Source organism: Arthrobacter wenxiniae, assembly GCF_013376105.1.
GTDB classification, from domain to species: domain Bacteria; phylum Actinomycetota; class Actinomycetes; order Actinomycetales; family Micrococcaceae; genus Specibacter; species Specibacter wenxiniae.
In genome coordinates this window covers 1-17,258 of sequence record NZ_JAAMFM010000025.1, presented here as the reverse complement: position 1 = coordinate 17,258, position 17,258 = coordinate 1, and the positions used below count along the sequence as shown (strand labels likewise).

Genomic DNA, 17,258 nt, shown 5'->3' with positions numbered 1-17,258 from the left:
CCCGGGCCATTACGACGTGAGCGCGCTGCTCCCGAACACGAACGCTTCGCACTCGACCTTTTCCTTGGTGTGGCCGGCCGCAGCACGTTCGAGAATTTCCAGGGCGGCGAAATACATCCTGCGGGCGGGCCCGATCCTGCTTTCGAGGTACCTCCAGCTGGCGCCGGTTTCTTCCGCCAAGCCCATGAGTGCATCTGTCCTCTCACCTTCACAAACGCCAGTGAGAACGAGCCTCTCGGCAACAACTTGTAGGAGTGGGCTGGGCAGGCAACACACGGCCGTCGCGATCGTGGTCGGTGAATCACAAAGCGTGCTGGGTTCAACTTCGAGCGCAGCCTTCACAGTGAAAGCCATTTGACGCACAATGCTCACCGCTTCCCAGCGCTTGCGCTCGTCCCAGCCCGTGGAGTGGGCTTCGTGCCGTTGCCTTGGCGCCGTCAGGCACTCGACGGCCCAGTTCCACTTCTTGGCGGAAACATGCTTCCGAACCGCTGCGATGATCTCCTCAGCCCACTCGTGTTCAGCAACCTGCTCCATGCTTTCGGTTGCCGCAAAATCAACGGGCGACACCATGGACCCGTCCGGATCTGAGATCAGGGGCAACCAGGGGTGGGCCAGCACCCGGCGAATGTGGTCTGCGCACAGGTGCACCGCAATTCCCTGGACCCATCCGCCAAAGGTGGTTTCGGGCAAAAGCCGGTACTGCTGCTTGACCAGTCCTTCCCACGCGGCAACCCGGACGTCCTGCATGACGTCCTCGATGTCGTCGAGCCGGCTAAGCCGAAGCAGCCTGGCCCGTACGTAGGGGCGGGTGTTTTCGACGGCGCTCATGAGCTGGTCGATCGGGATGTCGGGTGCCGGACGACGTTCCAGCGTCGAATCGATGCTGAGGTGGTTTGTGTGGTCTGTTTCTTTGGACTTGAGGCCCATCATGTTCACCGATTTCATGCCTGTGGTGATTATCGACGAGCGGCGTCGCTCCTGGCGCCGTTGTGGGAGCTTCCGCCCATCGCAATATGTCCCCGGCGGAAGCGAGCCGGTGTCCCCCAGCTCTGAAGCGAACCCCCAGGGAATCTGGTCGGCTGCCTCGGCATGTTGTTATGCTTCCAGTGTTAGAGCGAACTAAATTATTGTCAAGATAGTCGCGTCCTATTGTGGACAACTATGGTGCAGAATGGTGCCATGCCACATATCACGCAGCCGGAAGACGCCGAGTGGTCCGCGGAGATCGAGGCCGCTGTCACCACCTTCGGCAACAGGGCGCGCAATGAGATCCTGCGCTACTTGGCGCACCATGGGCCTGCAACGCGTGGCGATATCGTGGCAGCCGTGAGCTCGGAAGCGCCCAGCGTTGCCAAGCACCTCCTGGTTCTGGAGGAAGCCGGGGTGATCAAGGCAGACGTCGAGCCCGGTCACAGGCACGGAAGGGCGCCTCGCTACTCAACCAACAAGGCGCGCATCAGGGAGCTGATGGCAGCCCACCGCCGCTATCTTCTTGACTTGTAGCCGTTTGCTGTTCCCCGGCAGGATGGCCACTGATGTCCTTGTTGAGGTATTCCGTAATCACCCGAAGTGTTTCGGGCGACACCTCCCCCAGTGCACGGGCGGCGAATGACTTTACCTTGGCAGCCCTCAATGCCTTGAGGAATTCAAGGCGAGAGTCTATGAGTTCGGGCAGTTCCGGTCCCTGGTTTCCCAGCAAGTAGTCCGGATCCACGCCAAAGACCTCGCTGATCGCCGCCAACAGCTGGGGATCCGACACCAGCCGGCCGGTGCCGTCCTTCATGTATGACCAGCGGGCCCGGGAAAGACCCACCCCGCGATCGGCCAGTTCCTTTTTTAGTTCCAGAAAGGTCAGCGGCGCACCACGCTCTTCAGCAGCGACGTCGAGCAGGAGGTTGAGACGCCGAGCTAGAATTTGCTGGGCGGACGGGGTGGATTCCGCCCCGTTCTCGTTGTCTGGCAATTCCGGCTCCCCACGGTGACGGCCCGGCGCCGCCGCTGGATGGGCGCGCCCTTACTGCACCCCAGTATTCCGTGAGGCCGAAGCCATCGCAATACGCCGCTCGAGTGCATCGTCTACGGCGGTCATCAGCACCAGCTCGGCGTTGACGCTGCCGGCCCACGGTCTCAGTCCGGCGGCGCAGACATAGGCAGCCAGACCGTCGATGTCCAGGGCCCGCGCAGCATCAAGGTGATAGGAAACCTCCCTGGTGACTTCGGCAAGAGCCCGAAGAAATTGGATCTCATCTTCGTCACTGCGGCGCCAGTACCGCTCCATACTCATCATCGCGGCCGCCCGGCGAAATGCTTTGACCTGAGGATGCTCGTCCATGGCAGGTTCCCTCCAGAGTGACCGCGTACCAGCCGTCGAAGTTCTCGCAGCCGGCCCCTTACCAGTACATAGTTCGTCGCAGCTCTTCCAACGTGAGTGATATGGGCGTACATTGAGCCATTGGACATGTCCACGTCGTTTACGGCTGAGGGCGCAGGGAAGGGTGGCTCCCATCATGTCGAGAATATTGTTCACATCCGCCAGTGCGAGGCTGCTTCACATGCTGGCTGCCAACGGGCCGCAGGACGTTCCTGCCATCTGCCAGGGCCTCAATCTCAGTCCGTCCCACGTTCGGCACCAGCTCAAGGCCCTAAGCCGCGGCGGATTCGTCGCCATTGCCTGTACGCCGGCGCTTGGAACTCGACCGAAATATGCGGTTAATGCTCGCCAAGTCAACATGGGGCTGTCCGAACTACTGGTCGACTTCGGCGTGACCCCGGAGTAGTGTCCGCCATCACTCGGCGCCGAGGCAACTTCGAACGACGACATCGCTGATCCAGCCACTCTGATGACCTTTATGAACAACTCCCCGAAATGTAGGCATGAAGCCTTCCAAACGGACTTACGATTGGAAGCAGCTCCCAAAACAGGGTCCGGGCGGCGAACGCCGGCCGGCCATTGGTCTCAATTTTGGAGGTGGCCGGTGCATTCGAGTCGCATGGAGAGTTTGCGCGCCCAGCAAAGTGCATCGCTCGAGGACTGGGAGCTTACGTTCCGGCGAATGGTCATGTTCGACCTTGCAAAGGACATGGAGCTCGGCAACTTCCTCTCCTACTATCGAAACTTCGCAATACCCCATCTCGCTGAAACCTTGGTTGGAAATGGGGAAATCGTCGAGCGCCCCATGAAGCGTTCCTACGACACCGCAATTGTCATTTACGAGCTCATCGCCAACGGCCTTGACACGCCCCGCGGGCAGGAAATGATCGCACTCCTCAACCGGGTGCACAGATACGTCCCAGGCACGCCGGAGGACTATCGCTACGTTCTACTGACGCTGCTGGTAGTCCCCATCCGCTGGGCCAGGGCCCATGGCTGGCGTCCACCAACCCATGCCGAAGAGACTGCCGCGACCCGCTTTTTCGCAGAGCTCGGCCAGCGGATGCACATTGTCCAGCTTCCCGAGACCTTCGACGAGGCCGCCGCCATCCTGGATGATTACGAGTCAGCACACGTCAGGCCAAGCCCGGACGGCCTCAAGCTAATGGACTCAACCATGCAAGTCCTCGAAGACACGCTGCCACGACCGGTACGGCCGTTCACACGGACAGTGCTCAGCGCCATGTTCGACGACGACAGGCTCACGGATGCGCTTGGCCTGCCGCGCCGGCGCCGTTGGTCCCGCATCCTGCTCAACAGGGCATTGGCCTTGCGGAACCTGCTGGTCCGGGGAAAGCCACTTGCAGACGAGCCGCGGTTCTCGCCGGGACGGCCCGTGAGCTCGATTTATCCCAACGGCTATATCCTTGCCGACGTCGGCCCCGTCAATGTCATGCATCCTTCGGATCACGGCCACTAATGGGCACCCGCGAAGCCTATGTGGCGGTCCAGGCGGCTGAACAAGGAATCAAACTGCCTCGACATCTCACCGTGGAATCGCTCCGGGACTACCTGTCCGCTGAGCGGAACCGCGAGATCGTCATCGACGAACTGGTCGGGCTGTCCGGCGCCGACGTGTGTGGCATGTGGCTTCCGAAGGAGGACAGGGACGTCATCCTGCACGCCCCAACCCGTTCGCCCTTGCACCGCGAACACATTGTCCTCCACGAATTCGGCCACATGATCCTCAAACACGACCTCACGGCAATCCCCGTGGAACCCAGTCCGGGGTTGATCTCCGGCATGGGCCTGACGACAATGTGCCGGGTATTTCTGAGGACGAGCTTCTCCGTGGAGTCGGAGCTGGCGGCCGAATTGTTCGCCGACCGACTTGCTGTACGAATCATGAAGTCCGGGCACACCTTGGCGCCTGAACACCTTGCGTTCGGTGAGGTTTTCGGCTGATGCAGTACCTCGCGGCGGTCATCCTTTGGACCCTTGCAATCTTCAAGCTGCCGAAGGCCAAGGACATTCACAGCCGCCATGTTTTCTGGGCCGTCTTTTTTGCTGCAGTGGCCTGCACTTTGTACATCCCCGCCGTCTACTCCGCTGTCGACGCCGTGCTCGGCGGCCACAATTTAACGAAGCTTGCCACCCTGATCGCCGTGATGCTTGGATTCTGGCAATTCCGGACCTCGATCCTGGTGGCTGTCTCCACCGATCCGCGCAGTTGCCGGCGGAAGGTAGCCATCGGCCGCTGGGTCATGGCGACGACCGGTGCAACCGCAGTCGTGGGGTTCCTGGCCAGCAATCCAGGGGTGACCAATGCCAATCTCCAGCCCGCCTATGCCGGCGAGCCTGGGATGAAGTTGTTTCTCCTTTCGGGGTCCGCGTTCCTCGTCTGGGCATGCATGGACCTCATGGTCACCTGCCTGCGATCGCTGCGTCATTTGCGGTCCACCTCTTTCCGCGTCGGGTTTCTGCTGATCGCAGTCGGGTGCGCCGCCTCAACCCTTGCCATTACTGACCGCGTACTTTATGGATCCATCAGCCACGGCCTTCACCCGGCGACAGGCTTCACGAGATTCCTTGATTCCATCTACTGGACCTTCGAGGCATTGGCAGTCCTGTGCATCGGCTTCGGCTTGATTTTTCCTTCATTGAGGCGCCCAGTTAATGCCTTCCACCAGAATGTGGAAGCCAGGGCGTTGCTCATCAAACTCAGGCCAGCATGGAAACGCGCCACTGCCGCCCACCAAGAAGTCATCCTCCGCCCGTCACCGTTTGAGGTCCTCACGCCACTCAGGCCGAATGCACGATTGCACCTTCACCGAAGGTTCATCGAAATCAGAGACGGTGAAATGCGCTCCGGCCAGTCCGCCGTCGGGTTGGCAACGGACAACGCCCTGCTCGACCGCGCCGAGGCACTTCTCAGCAGGCGCTGACGCCGCTGGCCCTCCCCACCTACAAAAGAGCCTGGGCTGCCATCCACTCACGTCGTTTGACGTATTTCAAACCATGAACAGTCAAGGAGCTGCGGCTCATGACTCGTTTTGGTCGGAGGAATTGTGGAACGGCTCAGAATCAAGACGCCGGGCGACTTCATCAGTCTGATGGGGCACAGCCTCGGATACTGGCCCAAGGAAAGCTTGGTTTGCGTCGCGCTGGATGGCCGCCGAATCGGGGGGACGTTACGGGTCAACCTCCCCTCAGAGCAGGTCGACACCGCGCGCTATGTCGACCGCATTGTCCGCTACATAGCGAATGACAGGGAGGCGACCGGCGTCGTCTTCGGCATTTTCACGCACGCGCCATGGAACCCCGGGGATCCCCGCCCCTACGAGGCGGTCATGGAACGCCTCACAGGCGAGCTGTCCCAACAGGAAGTCATCCTGCGCGACGGATGGCTCGTAGGTGAGGACACCTTCACCAACTACCTGCGGATGACCACAGACCCCGTCACGACATATCCTCTGGACGGAATCGCTGGCAGTCAGCTCAACGCCGAGCTCGTCTTCCGTGGATCCAGCATTGCGGCTGACCCCGGCTTCCACGTCCCCGTTCTCGCCCAACGCGACATCCACGAGGAAATCATCAAGCATTGCGGGCGGATCGAGGCCATGAGCCCGTCCGCCGCCATAGTCAAGGCACGGACACTTTGGGGCAGCCTTCTCGACAGCACCGAATTGCCCAGCGATGACGAGGCAGCCGAACTGCTCGCCGACTTCAAGTTCGTCTCCGTCCGGGACCGGCTCATCGGGGACATACCAGGTCTCAACGAAAAGTTGGGCGACCTGCTCTTGGCCCAAACCAATCGGGCGCCGCACTGGCACCGCGTGGACCGCGCAACCGACCTTCTGTTGCACCTGTACAGCCGCGCTGACAAGACTGACGCCGCGCCTGTTCTCACGAGTTTGGGAGTCATCCAATGGTGGGAAGGCCGTGGATCCCGCGCTCACGAGTGCTTCCAACGCGCTCTTGAAGCAGACCCTGACTATCGACTCGCACAACTGAGCGACCAAATGCTGGACGCCGGCATCGTCGCCCCGTGGGCCATGGATCGCAACGCCGCCTACCAGCCACCCATGAACCGCAGTCCCCGAATCGAGGGCCTAGGCATGGAGTAGCCCGGATCGAAAAGGAATCCCGCCAGCCATGCTGTGCCGACCGCAGAACACCATGAACTGATACCTAGCGCAAGTAAGGGGAGTCCAATGACTCAGCAGCTTAACCCCACCATCCACGTCGAATACGTCGACGAGTGGCTGACACCCAAAGAGATCTGCACTCTGCTGCAAATTCCCGAGCAAACCTTCTATCAGTGGCGGGCCAAGGGCGTCGGTCCACATGCCTACCGAATCGGCCGGCATCTCCGCATCAGCCGCGCAGACTTCGAGGCCTGGCTCTCGCTCCGGTCGGATCCGTAAATCCTTCAGAACCGGCGGAATCAGCATGGCCAGACCGCCCATCCCCTTGGGGAACTGGGGTGTTATTCGAACGAAACGGATGACACCCCATTCTTGGCGCGCCCGCGCCTACTACCGCGACATGGACGGCGTGCTGAGGCTGGTCGAAGCACGCGGCCCATCTTCGGCGGCAGCCCAGCGCAACATCCAAGTGAAGTTGAAGGAACGCCAAACGCCCCGGTACGGGATCGTGACGGCGAAGGACAGGATCAACACGCTCATTGACGTGTTCCTGGTTGAGATGGAAGCCTCCGACAAGGCGGACCGCACGAAAGACAAATACTCATACTGCGTGAAGAAATACATCAAACCTGCCCTCGGGTCGGTTCGCATCAGCGAAGTCACCTCCGGAGTCGTTGACCATTTCATCCGCACCCTCGTCTCGGACGTTGGCTCTTCCACCGCCAGGTCTTGTGGTGCCGTGCTGTCGTGGATGTTCAAGGTTGCGCTCCGCCACGATGCAGTCACCGTCAATCCCGTCGTCGGCGTTTCAATCCCCAAGAACTCGACAGCAAAACCCAAGGCGCTCAACATGGAGCAGTACCGGGATCTCCGCGCCAAGCTCATTGCTTGGGAGCAGGCACCTACCCTCGGCAGGCCACGCACCCAGGAACTCCATGAAATCGCAGACTTCCTCGTTGGCACGGGGCTCCGTCCCGGCGAACTCCTCGCGCTCCACTGGAAAGAAATCGATTTGGAATCTGAGCCGCCTACGGCGTCAATCAATGCCACCATCATCAGGACCACCCGCGGCGGCGTGCGGATCCAGGACCATCCGAAATCCAGACACGGCGTCCGCCGCCTGACGCTCCCCGCCTTCCTGGTTGTCGAACTTCGCAAGAGGCGCCAACACCAGGAAACTGCCAGTTCGCCGAATCCAACGAACCTAGTCTTTCCCTCATCCACCGGCACCATCTGCGACGCAAACAACGTGGGCAAGGTCTGGCGCAAGGCTGCGGACAGCATCGGCTACAACTGGGTAACCTTCAGGACCCTTAGGAAGTCAAACGCAACGGTCGTCGCCCGAACGATGGGCGCCGAGGCAGCCGCGTACCAGCTCGGGCACTCCAAAATTGCCATGACACAGGAGCACTACATCGAGGAGTACAAGGAAGCCCTAGACACTCGCGCGGTTCTCGATGGCTTCGTCACATTGCCAGACGGCGATGCGGTAACGCCCCCGTCACCAGACAAGGCGGAAGCCCCCGAAGAAGAGGATGACTGCTGAATCCTTCTGACGTCGGCTTCCCCCCAGACCCTCAACGAAGGATGGCAAATAGCCGCATTCGACGGGCCCTCAACAGCTTCAGGAGGACCATATTTAATGAGTTTTTAATGAGTTAAGTCGAAAACGGCCCCGATTCGGGGCCATTCACACATCCATGAACCGCTAGATTCCGGGCTTTCTGGGCCCCCTGTCGGATTCGAACCGACGACCCCCGCTTTACAAGAGCGGTGCTCTGGCCAGCTGAGCTAAGGAGGCAGGCGCACTCAAGCGCTAGACAAGGCTACCGTAGGAGGCCGAAGAAAATGAAAACCGGCCCCGGCGCCAAACACTCAAAGCAGCCGGGCCGGCCCCATCAAATCCGGCTACTTCCTGGCGGCCAGGATCCCGTTGATGAACGTTGAGAAGTCCTGCACCTTTTTCGGGTCCCACTGCTTGCCGTCAACGAACAGCGTGGGCGTGGCGTTGATGCCAGCGGCCGCGCCGAGGGCGCCGGTATAGGCCACAAACGGGCGGTACGTCTTCGCGTCAACACAGCTGGTGATGCTGGCCGCGCCGGCCTCCGTGGCCAGCTTCTCAAGCGTCGCGTTGTCCAGCCCCTTGCTGTTTTCCGCCGGCTGGTTGGCGTACAGGGAGTCCAGGTAGGCCTTGAACTTGTCCGGGGACTGGTCCACCACGCAGGCGGCCGCCGCGGCCGAACGCGAGGAGTAGTTGGTGCCGGAGGAGAACCTGTCCAGGAACGGCAGCGGCCGGTACTCCACGGTGATCTTGCCTTCATTGCGCAGCGTGTCCAGGCCCGCCCCAAAGGTCTTTTCAAAGTTGTTGCACGCCGGGCACATGAAGTCCAGGTACATCACCACCTGCGCGGGCTTGCCGGACGCGGACGCCTTGATGCCGATCGTGGCGGGATCCGCCACGGCCGTGGCGGCCGCCGTCGGCTGCGCCGGGACTTTGCTGGTGTCCACGGTCTTCTCCGTGGTGGCGGGCGGAACCACCGCCCCGTTCTTGCCCACCGTGACGCCGCCGTACGCGTTCGCATTGGCCGGCACCGGCCCGGAGGAGGCGATGGGCTCGTTTCCCTTCTGCGTCTGGATGACCACCAGCGCAATGATGACCACAATGGCCACCGCCGCGGCCAGCACGCCGCCGCGGATCAGCCAGCTGTTGCGCTTTTCCTTCTTCAGTTGCGCCTCGCGAATAAGCCGCGCCTTTTCCCGCGCCTGCGCGGTGCGTTCTGCCTTGGTCATCCGTGGTTCATTCGTGGGGCTCATAATTCCTCAGGTGTGTGGGCGCAACAAAGGGTCGCGCATCGGCAACTAAACACCAATCCTAGGCGGCAAAGCTTGGAGAATCCTCCCCGCCGGCCACCCGGACCTTCGCGGCCCGTTCCCCAACAGCTAAGCTGGCACCAGATGAGCCGTCAAACAATTGGAGCCCCCTTGCCGGAGAAATCACAGTCCACGAATCAGGCGAGCCGCGCCCCCGAACCTCTCCACGGCCACTCGGACTTCGTGGTGGTTTCCAACCGACTGCCCGTTGACCGCGTCCCCGTGGAGGAGTCCGACGACGGCTGGCGGCGTTCGCCCGGCGGCCTCGTCACCGCGCTGGCTCCCGTCATGGCCACCCGCGACGGCGCCTGGGTGGGCTGGCACGGCGCCCCCGACGAGACCCTGGAGCCGTTCCACCACGACCACATGGACCTGATCCCGGTCCCTTTGTCCACCGATGAAGTTGAACTGTATTATGAGGGCTTCTCCAACTCCACGCTGTGGCCCCTCTACCACGACGTCATTGCCCCTCCCGAGTTCCACCGCACGTGGTGGGACGCCTACCGGAAGGTCAACAAGCGCTTCGCCGAGGCCGCGGCGAATTCCGCGGCCAGGAACGCCACCGTCTGGGTGCAGGACTACCAGCTCCAGATGGTGCCCCGCTACCTGCGCCAGATCCGCCCGGACCTGCGCATCGGCTTCTTCAACCACATCCCGTTCCCGCCGCCGGAAATCTTCGCCCAGCTTCCGTGGCGCCAGCCCATCATTGACGGCCTCCTCGGCGCGGACCTCATCGGGTTCCAGCGCCCCAATGACACCGCCAACTTCCTGCGCTCGGCCCGGCGGTTCCTGGGCGCCAGCGTCAAGGCCCAGCAGGTGCACGTCAAGGAGGCGGACGGGGGCATCAGCCACATTGCGCGCGCCGAGCCCTTCCCGATCTCCATCGACGCCGCCCAAATCCAGGCGCTCGCGGCCCGGCCGGACATCATTGCCCGGTCCAAGCAGATCCGCGAGGACCTGGGCAACCCGAAGACCATCCTGCTCGGGGTGGACCGGCTGGACTACACGAAGGGCATCACGCACCGCCTCAAGGCCTACGGGGAACTGCTCAAGGACCAGGTCATCAAGGTGGAGGACGCAGCCCTCATCCAGGTCGCCAGCCCCAGCCGCGAGCGCGTCGAGTCCTACCGCCTGCTCCGCGAGGAGGTGGAGGGCATGGTGGGCCGGCTCAACGGCCAGTTCGACTCCATCCAAAACACCGCGGTCCGCTACCTGCACCACAGCTACCCCGTGGAGGAGATGGTGGCGCTCTACCTGGCCTCCGACGTCATGCTCGTCACCTCGCTGCGGGACGGCATGAACCTGGTCGCCAAGGAATACGTGGCCGCGCGCAGCGACAACAGCGGCGCCTTGGTCCTGAGCGAATTCACCGGCGCCGCCGACCAGCTCAAGCAGGCGCTCCTGGTCAACCCGCACGACATCGACGGGCTCAAGGCCATCATGGTGCGCGCCATCAACCTGCCCAAGGCGGAATCCAGCCGCCGGATGCGTTCCATGCGCAAGCAGGTCCTCTCCCACGACGTCCAGCGCTGGAGCGAGGATTTCCTGTCCACCCTTCAGGACGAGGCCGTCCGTGACGACAGGTGAGCTGCCCGCGGAGGTGAGGGACGCCGTCGTCCGCGTCGCCCAAACAGCCCGGCTGCTGGTCGCCATGGACTTTGACGGCACCATGTCGCCGCTGGTTTCCCGCGCCGGGGACGCCCGCCCCCTCCCGGCGGCGGCCGCGGCCTTCGCTGCGCTGACGGCGCTGGAAGGCACGACGACGGCACTCGTCTCCGGGCGCGCACTGGCCAGTTTGCGTGCGGTCGCCTCGCCCCCGGCGCGGACCCTGCTAGTGGGAAGCCACGGCGCCGAAGTCTGGCTGGGGCCGGGCTCCCCCGCCCTGTCCCTCTCACCCACACAGGCCCAGGCGCTTGAGCTCGCCCGGGCCGCCGTCCAATCGGCAGTTGACAACTACCCCGGCACGGTCGCCGAGCAGAAGCCGGCCGGCGTCGTCCTCCACTATCGGCTGGCGTCCGAGCGGGACGGCCAGGCTGCCGTCCAGGAAGTCCGCGAGGGGCTCACCGGGCGGCCGGGCCTGTTCCTCAGCGAGGGCAAGATGGTGCTGGAAATTTCCGTCGTCAAGGCGGACAAGGGGGAAAGCCTCGCCATGCTGCGCAGCACAACCGGCGCCACCGCCGTCGTGTTCGTGGGCGATGACGTGACGGACGAGCACGGCTTTGCGGCGCTGCAGCCCGGGGACCTGGGGATCAAGGTGGGCCCCGGCGACACCGCAGCCGCGGTCCGGATCGGCTCCCCCGAACAGGTTCCCCCCGTCCTGGAGCTCATCCTGTCCACGCGTGCCTGAACACCTGCGGCGCCGTTTGTGACCGCATAGTGACATGGCCGCCGCCGTGAGGGCAAAGAATGTGGCATACTTCATACATCAGAGCCGATTTCGCCTTGCGCGGAGTGGGCCCTGCCTTTAAGCACCGCCAAAACTGAATACTAAAACCATTCACAACGGATCGTTCGGCACGTACCTGCCGATGAAGGGATTTAATACTGTGGCTACAGTAACTTTTGACAACGCTACGCGTTTGTACCCGGGCACCACCAAGCCCGCTGTTGACAAGCTCAACATTGACATCGCCGACGGCGAATTCCTCGTTTTGGTCGGCCCCTCCGGTTGCGGAAAGTCCACCTCGCTGCGCATGCTGGCCGGTCTCGAGGACGTCAACTCGGGCCGGATCCTCATTGGCGACCGCGACGTCACCGACGTTCCGCCGAAGGACCGTGACATCGCCATGGTCTTCCAGAACTACGCGCTGTACCCGCACATGTCCGTGGCGGACAACATGGGCTTTGCCCTGAAGATTGCCGGCGTTTCCAAGGAAGAGCGCGCCAAGCGCGTCAAGGAAGCCGCGAAGCTGCTCGACCTCGAGGCCTACCTGGACCGCAAGCCGAAGGCACTCTCCGGCGGCCAGCGCCAGCGCGTCGCCATGGGCCGTGCCATCGTGCGCAACCCGCAGGTGTTCCTCATGGATGAGCCGCTGTCCAACCTGGATGCCAAGCTGCGCGTGCAGACCCGCACCCAGATCGCGTCCCTGACCCGCCGCCTGGGCGTCACCACCGTCTACGTGACGCACGACCAGGTCGAGGCCATGACCATGGGCGACCGCGTCGCCGTGCTCAAGGACGGCCTGCTCATGCAGGTTGACACCCCCCGCAAGCTCTACGACCACCCGGACAACGTGTTCGTTGCCGGCTTCATCGGCTCCCCCGCCATGAACCTGCTGGAACTGCCCGTTGTCGACGGCGGCGTGAAGTTCGGCGGGTCCGTGTACCCGGTCACCTCCGACGTCCTCGGCGCGGCCGCGGGCAAGACCGTCACCGTTGGTGTGCGTCCCGAAGACCTCGAGATCGTCGGCGCGGGCGAAGGCCTGGCCGTGGAGGCCGACGTCGTTGAGGAGCTGGGTGCCGACGCGTACGTCTACGGCCACACCACGATCGACGGCGCCGAGCGCGACATGGTGGTCCGTGTCGACGGCCGCCGCCCACCGCTGAAGGGCGACACCATCCACGTCCGCCCGCAGGTCGGCCACGTCCACCTGTTCGACGCCACCTCGGGCCTGCGTTTGGGCAACGAAAGCGTCATCAGCAACTGACGGATACGTCAATGAGGTGCCGGCGGCCTGCCGGTCCGATGGTCGAGCTTGTCGAGACCGGGACCGCGGGCCGCCGGCCCTCCCCTTTTAAGAGAGAATTGGCCCATGACAGATGCACCCGGCGCCCAGTGGAACCACGAACCCACAGACTTTGACCAGGTCGGAAAGCTGCCGCGGCAGCCAGCCCCGCCGGCGCAGGTCATGGGCTCGCTGAACATCACCGCAGCCACGGCCGATCCAGGCCTGCTGGACCTGCCCTGGCACACCAGGCTGGAGGAATGGCCGTCCGCAAACCTGGCCGCCCTCCCGCGTGGCATCTCGCGGCACGTGGTCCGCTTCGCCCACCTTGACGGCTCCGTCATCGCCATCAAGGAAACCTCGGAGCACGTGGCCCGCCACGAGTACCACATGCTGCGCAAGCTGGCGCGCCTTGACGTGCCCTGCGTGGAACCCGTTGCCGTCATCACCGGCCGCACCACCCCGGCCGGCGCACCGCTGGACCCGGTGCTGGTCACACGGCACCTGAAGTTCTCCCTGCCCTACCGCGCGCTGTTCTCGCAGAAGCTGCGCCGGGACACCCTCACCCGCCTGATTGACGCGCAGGCGCTGCTGCTGGTCCGCCTGCACCTGGTGGGCTTTTACTGGGGGGACGTCTCCCTTTCCAACACGCTGTTCCGCCGCGACGCCGGCGCCTTCGCCGCCTACCTGGTCGACGCCGAAACCGGCGAGCTCTATCCGGACCTGTCCACGGGCCAGCGCGAATACGACCTTGAAATTGCCCGGGTCAACATCGCCGGGGAACTCATGGACCTGCTCGAAGGCGGGCTCATCGAGGACAAGGTGGACCCCGTGGCCACGAGCGAACTGATCATGGAAAGCTACCGGCGCCTCTGGGCCGAACTCACCGGCAAGGAATCCTTCGAGCTGGAGGACCGCTGGCGCGTGGGTGCCCGCATCCGCCGCCTGAACGAGCTGGGCTTCGACGTCGAGGAGTACGCCATCAAGACCACCCCGGACGGCTCCACCATCCAACTCCAGCCCAAGGTTGTCGACGCCGGCCACCACCAGCGCCGCCTGCTCCGCCTCACCGGCATCGACGCGCAGGAAAACCAGGCGCGGCGCCTGCTCAACGACATGGACTCCTTCCGGGCCGACGCCATGCCGGGCATGGACGAGGAAATCAGCGCCCACAACTGGGTCAGCACCATCTTTGAACCGATTGTCCGCTCCATCCCGCGGGAACTGGGCGGCAAGCTTGAACCGGCCGAGGTGGTGCACGAGGTCCTGGAACACCGCTGGTACATGTCGCAGCAGGAGGAACGCAATGTGCCGCTGGCCGAGGCCGTGCAGTCCTATGTGGACAACATCCTGCGCTACCGCCGCGACGAGGACGCCATCATGCTCAGCACGGACACGGCCACCATCAAGCTGCTCGAGGGCGGCGTCCTGCCGGAAAGCGCGTACGACGACTGATCCCCCAGCTTGACGCCCGGATCAGGCGGTTGCTCCCTGTCTGTGGGGCGGCGCCTGCGTGGCGGCGCCTGCGCGGTCCGGCTACCCTGCCTGGCGGTGGGCGCCTCCGCTGCGGCTGCCGAGCTTCGACTTCGCGTAGCTGCCCACCACCAGTCCGCAGACCACGGTCAACCCGAGAACCATCAGGAGCCCCCACACCATGCCGTGGCCGACGCCTCCGCTGCCGGCCAGCGACAGTTGGGCCTCCGCGGACGGCCCAGGGTTGCCCGCGTCGGTGCCGCCGCCCGCGCCGGCGGGTTCAAGGGCTGAGGCTGTTTCGGTGTTGACGAAGGTGGGCCACGGCGACTCGGGGATCGTGGCCGCCGTCGTCGGCTGGCCCGCGGCGGAGGTGCTGGGCGGCGGCAGGGCCGCTGCGGGCGCCGGCGCGGGCGCGGGCGCCGGCGCGCGGGTCGGCGCCGGTGCGCGGACGGTCGCAGGAACGGCAGCCTTGGTGGTCGGCGCCGCAGTGGTCGGCACAGCCGCGGGTGCCGGCCGATGCACGACGACGGGCGGCTTGGTGGGCGCGGGCGCTGGCGACGGCGTGGGACTGGTGTCGATTTGCAACCGGGAATTGGTGTCCGTGGCAGTTGGGGCCGGCAGCAGGTTGGCAGGCAGGACGGTGTCCGCCGCCCCCGAACCGAGCAGGAAGGAAGGACTCCAGGCGGCCTGCGCGGAGCCGGCCAGGAGCAAGGGCGCAGCCAGGACCAGGAGACCTGCCACGGCACCGGCCGCGGCAGTGGCGAACGCCTTCCGGCGCAATGCCGCCAGGAACGGCAGAGAACTTTTCAGCATGAAGTACATCCGGATTTGTGTGTTACGGGCTAGCCTGCCAACCGTTCAGCCCACCCACAGTACGATGCCTGATGGCAGGCCGCCCGTCAGGGGTCACGCACGCACGATGGCCTTCCCGGGATTGAGGATGCCCTGCGGGTCGAAGAGGTCCTTGATGCGGCTTTGCAGGCTGCGCACCTCCTCCGCCTGCTCCAGTGGCAGCCACCTCAGCTTGTACTGGCCGATCCCGTGTTCGCCCGTGATGGTGCCCCCGAGTTCCAGCGCCGTGTCGATCGATTCATCCAGGGCCGCGTTCAGGGCGGCAACCTTGGCCGCGTCCGCGTCCGCCACCCAGAAGGTGGGATGCAGGTTTCCGTCTCCGGCGTGGGCAATGATGCGCACACCCACGCCGTGGCGTTCAGCCATCGCCTGCAGTGCCGCAACATAGTGGACCAGCTGGGACCGCGGCACGGCAACGTCCTCGCCAACGGTCGTTTCGGAGTCAACGTCCATGCCGCGGTTGTGCCGGCGCAGGTCTACAAGCCGTTCGGCCTCGCCGGGATCTTCCAGAGTGGCGTTGCCGCCCAAGGCTGCAAGCGCCGTCGTGGCAACGGCCGCCTCCTGTGCCGCGGCCAGGCCGTCGAATTGGGCCAGCAGGAGCGCCGTCCCACGCCGGGCCAGGCTGCTGCCGTTGCGCATGTCCAGCTCCTCCAGCGACGGTCCGTCCATGAGCTCAAGGATGGAGGGCTGCACCCGTGCCGCGCCCAGGGCCAGCACGCCGGCCGTGGCCGCGGCCATGTCGGGGAAAAAGACGGCGAGGGTCCGGATGTCCGTGGGGAGGTACTTCAGCCGCACGGTGGCACCGACCACGATCCCCAGCGTCCCCTCCGAGCCCACAAAGAGGCTCGTGAGGTCGTAGCCGGCCACCCCCTTGAGGGTCCGGTGCCCGGTGTGGATGAGCGTCCCGTCGGCCAGCACCACGTCCAGGGCCAGGACGGCGTCGCGCGTCACCCCGTACTTGGCGCACCGCAGGCCGCCGGCATTAGTGGCGACGTTGCCGCCGATGGTGGAGATCCTGTAGCTGGCGGGATCCGGTGCGTACATGAGCCCGTGCGCGGCGGCCGCGGCGTTGAGGTCCGCATTGACCACCCCGGGCTCCACACGCGCCACCTCGTCCTCCGGGTTTAATTCCAGGATCCTGTCCATGCGGTCCAGGCACAGGACCAGGCAACCGGTCGTGGCGTGCGCGCCGCCGGACACGCCCGTCCCCGCGCCGCGCGGCACCACCGGCACGCCGTGGCGTGACGCCAGCCGCATGACGGACTGCACATCCTCCACGGTCTCGGCCCAGACCACGGCGTCCGGCTCCTGATAGTTCGTCACGGGTCCCTGGTCGGTGGCGAACCGGCGTAAGTCCGAACCGCCGGTGCTGACTTGGCCCTCGCCCAGCGATTCCCGCAGTTCCCGTTCAAATTCGTGGGGCGTGAGCCGTGCCGTGTCTTCCATGGTCGCGTGCACCTCTCTTTTGCCGCTTCCCGCGGACACAGTCCAGTCTATGAGCATGTCCGTCGCTGGTTGAGCTTGTCGCCGCTGATTCAGCTTGTCGCCGCTGATTGAGCCCGTCGAAATCCAGGCCTCGACAAGCTCGACCACCGGAACATCAATCACCCGGGCGACTCCACGCTCAGCCGGGGCCTTCGTGAACCATTCATGGCAGATGGGGCGGTCAAAGACCCGCTGGAGAATCCCATTGGCGCCAACGGCCCCACCACCGCGAGGATGGGTGCGACCAGGCGCAGGATGACGCCGGGGAAGATCTCGGCGTGGGAGGCTCCACCGAGAGGGACCATGATCAGGCCGTGCCGGCTGCCGGCCACGGGACCGCGCACGCGGGGGGGCGGGGGGCCTGCGGGGGGCAGGGGGCGGCGCAGACGG

The 17,258-nt window shown here is 64.4% G+C and carries 18 protein-coding genes, 1 tRNA gene and 1 pseudogene; 12 read left to right on the top strand and 8 right to left on the bottom strand.

Features of this window, described 5'->3' with window-relative positions:
• Positions 1-9: 9 nt before the first annotated feature.
• Positions 10-948, bottom strand: a complete 939-nt coding sequence (locus G6034_RS14725) for an RNA polymerase sigma factor (protein WP_176635863.1) — start codon at positions 946-948, stop codon at positions 10-12.
• Positions 949-1,182: 234 nt separating this feature from the next.
• On the opposite strand from G6034_RS14725, the gene G6034_RS14720 reads away from it, so the two are divergent.
• Entirely contained in the window at positions 1,183-1,506 is a 324-nt protein-coding gene (locus tag G6034_RS14720) for an ArsR/SmtB family transcription factor (protein ID WP_176635862.1), read from the top strand.
• Here the strand turns inward: G6034_RS14720 and G6034_RS14715 are convergent.
• Positions 1,460-1,966 carry a helix-turn-helix domain-containing protein gene (locus tag G6034_RS14715; RefSeq protein WP_176635861.1) on the bottom strand — a complete coding sequence of 169 codons (507 nt, stop codon included), beginning with the start codon at positions 1,964-1,966 and terminating at the stop codon, positions 1,460-1,462. The two genes, G6034_RS14720 and G6034_RS14715, sit on opposite strands and share 47 nt — an antisense overlap.
• A gap of 51 nt (positions 1,967-2,017) precedes the next feature.
• Positions 2,018-2,335: a hypothetical protein gene (locus G6034_RS14710; protein ID WP_176635860.1), complete on the bottom strand. Its 318-nt coding sequence runs from the start codon at positions 2,333-2,335 to the stop codon at positions 2,018-2,020.
• A 220-nt stretch (positions 2,336-2,555) separates the two neighbouring features.
• Here G6034_RS14710 and G6034_RS14705 point away from each other — a divergent pair, with 220 nt between their 5' ends.
• From G6034_RS14705 to G6034_RS14675, 7 genes are all read left to right on the top strand, one after another.
• Positions 2,556-2,780: an ArsR family transcriptional regulator gene (locus G6034_RS14705; protein ID WP_176635859.1), complete on the top strand. Its 225-nt coding sequence runs from the start codon at positions 2,556-2,558 to the stop codon at positions 2,778-2,780.
• Between the two features lie 213 nt (positions 2,781-2,993).
• On the top strand, positions 2,994-3,854 hold the full coding sequence (locus tag G6034_RS14700) for an oxygenase MpaB family protein (RefSeq protein WP_218063946.1): 861 nt from the start codon (positions 2,994-2,996) through the stop codon (positions 3,852-3,854).
• On the top strand, positions 3,854-4,339 hold the full coding sequence (locus tag G6034_RS14695) for a hypothetical protein (RefSeq protein ID WP_218063945.1): 486 nt from the start codon (positions 3,854-3,856) through the stop codon (positions 4,337-4,339). Before G6034_RS14700 ends, G6034_RS14695 begins: the two co-directional genes overlap by 1 nt.
• Entirely contained in the window at positions 4,339-5,319 is a 981-nt protein-coding gene (locus tag G6034_RS14690; protein ID WP_176635856.1) for an MAB_1171c family putative transporter, read from the top strand. Before G6034_RS14695 ends, G6034_RS14690 begins: the two co-directional genes overlap by 1 nt.
• A gap of 123 nt (positions 5,320-5,442) precedes the next feature.
• Positions 5,443-6,501, top strand: coding sequence for a DUF4192 family protein (locus tag G6034_RS14685; protein WP_176635855.1), 1,059 nt, complete (start codon positions 5,443-5,445; stop codon positions 6,499-6,501).
• 87 nt (positions 6,502-6,588) lie between these two features.
• On the top strand, positions 6,589-6,801 hold the full coding sequence (locus tag G6034_RS14680; protein ID WP_176635854.1) for a helix-turn-helix domain-containing protein: 213 nt from the start codon (positions 6,589-6,591) through the stop codon (positions 6,799-6,801).
• Positions 6,802-6,880: 79 nt separating this feature from the next.
• Positions 6,881-8,068, top strand: a complete 1,188-nt coding sequence (locus G6034_RS14675; RefSeq protein ID WP_218063944.1) for a site-specific integrase — start codon at positions 6,881-6,883, stop codon at positions 8,066-8,068.
• A 181-nt stretch (positions 8,069-8,249) separates the two neighbouring features.
• On the opposite strand, the gene G6034_RS14670 is transcribed toward G6034_RS14675, so the two are convergent.
• Both G6034_RS14670 and G6034_RS14665 read right to left on the bottom strand, forming a co-directional pair.
• Positions 8,250-8,323, bottom strand: a tRNA-Thr gene (locus G6034_RS14670).
• Positions 8,324-8,430: 107 nt separating this feature from the next.
• Positions 8,431-9,312, bottom strand: a complete 882-nt coding sequence (locus tag G6034_RS14665; RefSeq protein WP_246296000.1) for a DsbA family protein — start codon at positions 9,310-9,312, stop codon at positions 8,431-8,433.
• Between the two features lie 165 nt (positions 9,313-9,477).
• Here G6034_RS14665 and G6034_RS14660 point away from each other — a divergent pair, with 165 nt between their 5' ends.
• The 4 genes from G6034_RS14660 (at position 9,478) to G6034_RS14645 (ending at position 14,513) form a co-directional block, all read left to right on the top strand.
• The gene (locus G6034_RS14660; RefSeq protein ID WP_176635851.1) at positions 9,478-10,980 is read left to right on the top strand and encodes an alpha,alpha-trehalose-phosphate synthase (UDP-forming); all 1,503 of its coding nucleotides are present in this window, start codon (positions 9,478-9,480) and stop codon (positions 10,978-10,980) included.
• On the top strand, positions 10,967-11,740 hold the full coding sequence (gene otsB, locus G6034_RS14655) for a trehalose-phosphatase (protein WP_343038078.1): 774 nt from the start codon (positions 10,967-10,969) through the stop codon (positions 11,738-11,740). The genes G6034_RS14660 and otsB overlap by 14 nt, the downstream gene beginning before the upstream one ends.
• Positions 11,741-11,939: 199 nt before the next feature.
• Positions 11,940-13,040 carry a sn-glycerol-3-phosphate ABC transporter ATP-binding protein UgpC gene (locus G6034_RS14650; protein WP_176635850.1) on the top strand — a complete coding sequence of 367 codons (1,101 nt, stop codon included), beginning with the start codon at positions 11,940-11,942 and terminating at the stop codon, positions 13,038-13,040.
• Between the two features lie 105 nt (positions 13,041-13,145).
• Positions 13,146-14,513 carry a DUF4032 domain-containing protein gene (locus G6034_RS14645; protein ID WP_176635849.1) on the top strand — a complete coding sequence of 456 codons (1,368 nt, stop codon included), beginning with the start codon at positions 13,146-13,148 and terminating at the stop codon, positions 14,511-14,513.
• Between the two features lie 81 nt (positions 14,514-14,594).
• Here the strand turns inward: G6034_RS14645 and G6034_RS14640 are convergent, their stop codons facing one another.
• The 3 genes and pseudogenes from G6034_RS14640 to G6034_RS19905 form a co-directional block, all read right to left on the bottom strand.
• Positions 14,595-15,344 carry a hypothetical protein gene (locus tag G6034_RS14640; RefSeq protein ID WP_176635848.1) on the bottom strand — a complete coding sequence of 250 codons (750 nt, stop codon included), beginning with the start codon at positions 15,342-15,344 and terminating at the stop codon, positions 14,595-14,597.
• Positions 15,345-15,437: 93 nt separating this feature from the next.
• On the bottom strand, positions 15,438-16,829 hold the full coding sequence (locus G6034_RS14635) for an FAD-binding oxidoreductase (protein ID WP_176635847.1): 1,392 nt from the start codon (positions 16,827-16,829) through the stop codon (positions 15,438-15,440).
• Positions 16,830-16,987: 158 nt separating this feature from the next.
• Positions 16,988-17,258, bottom strand: a pseudogene (locus G6034_RS19905) (hypothetical protein); the annotation flags it as partial.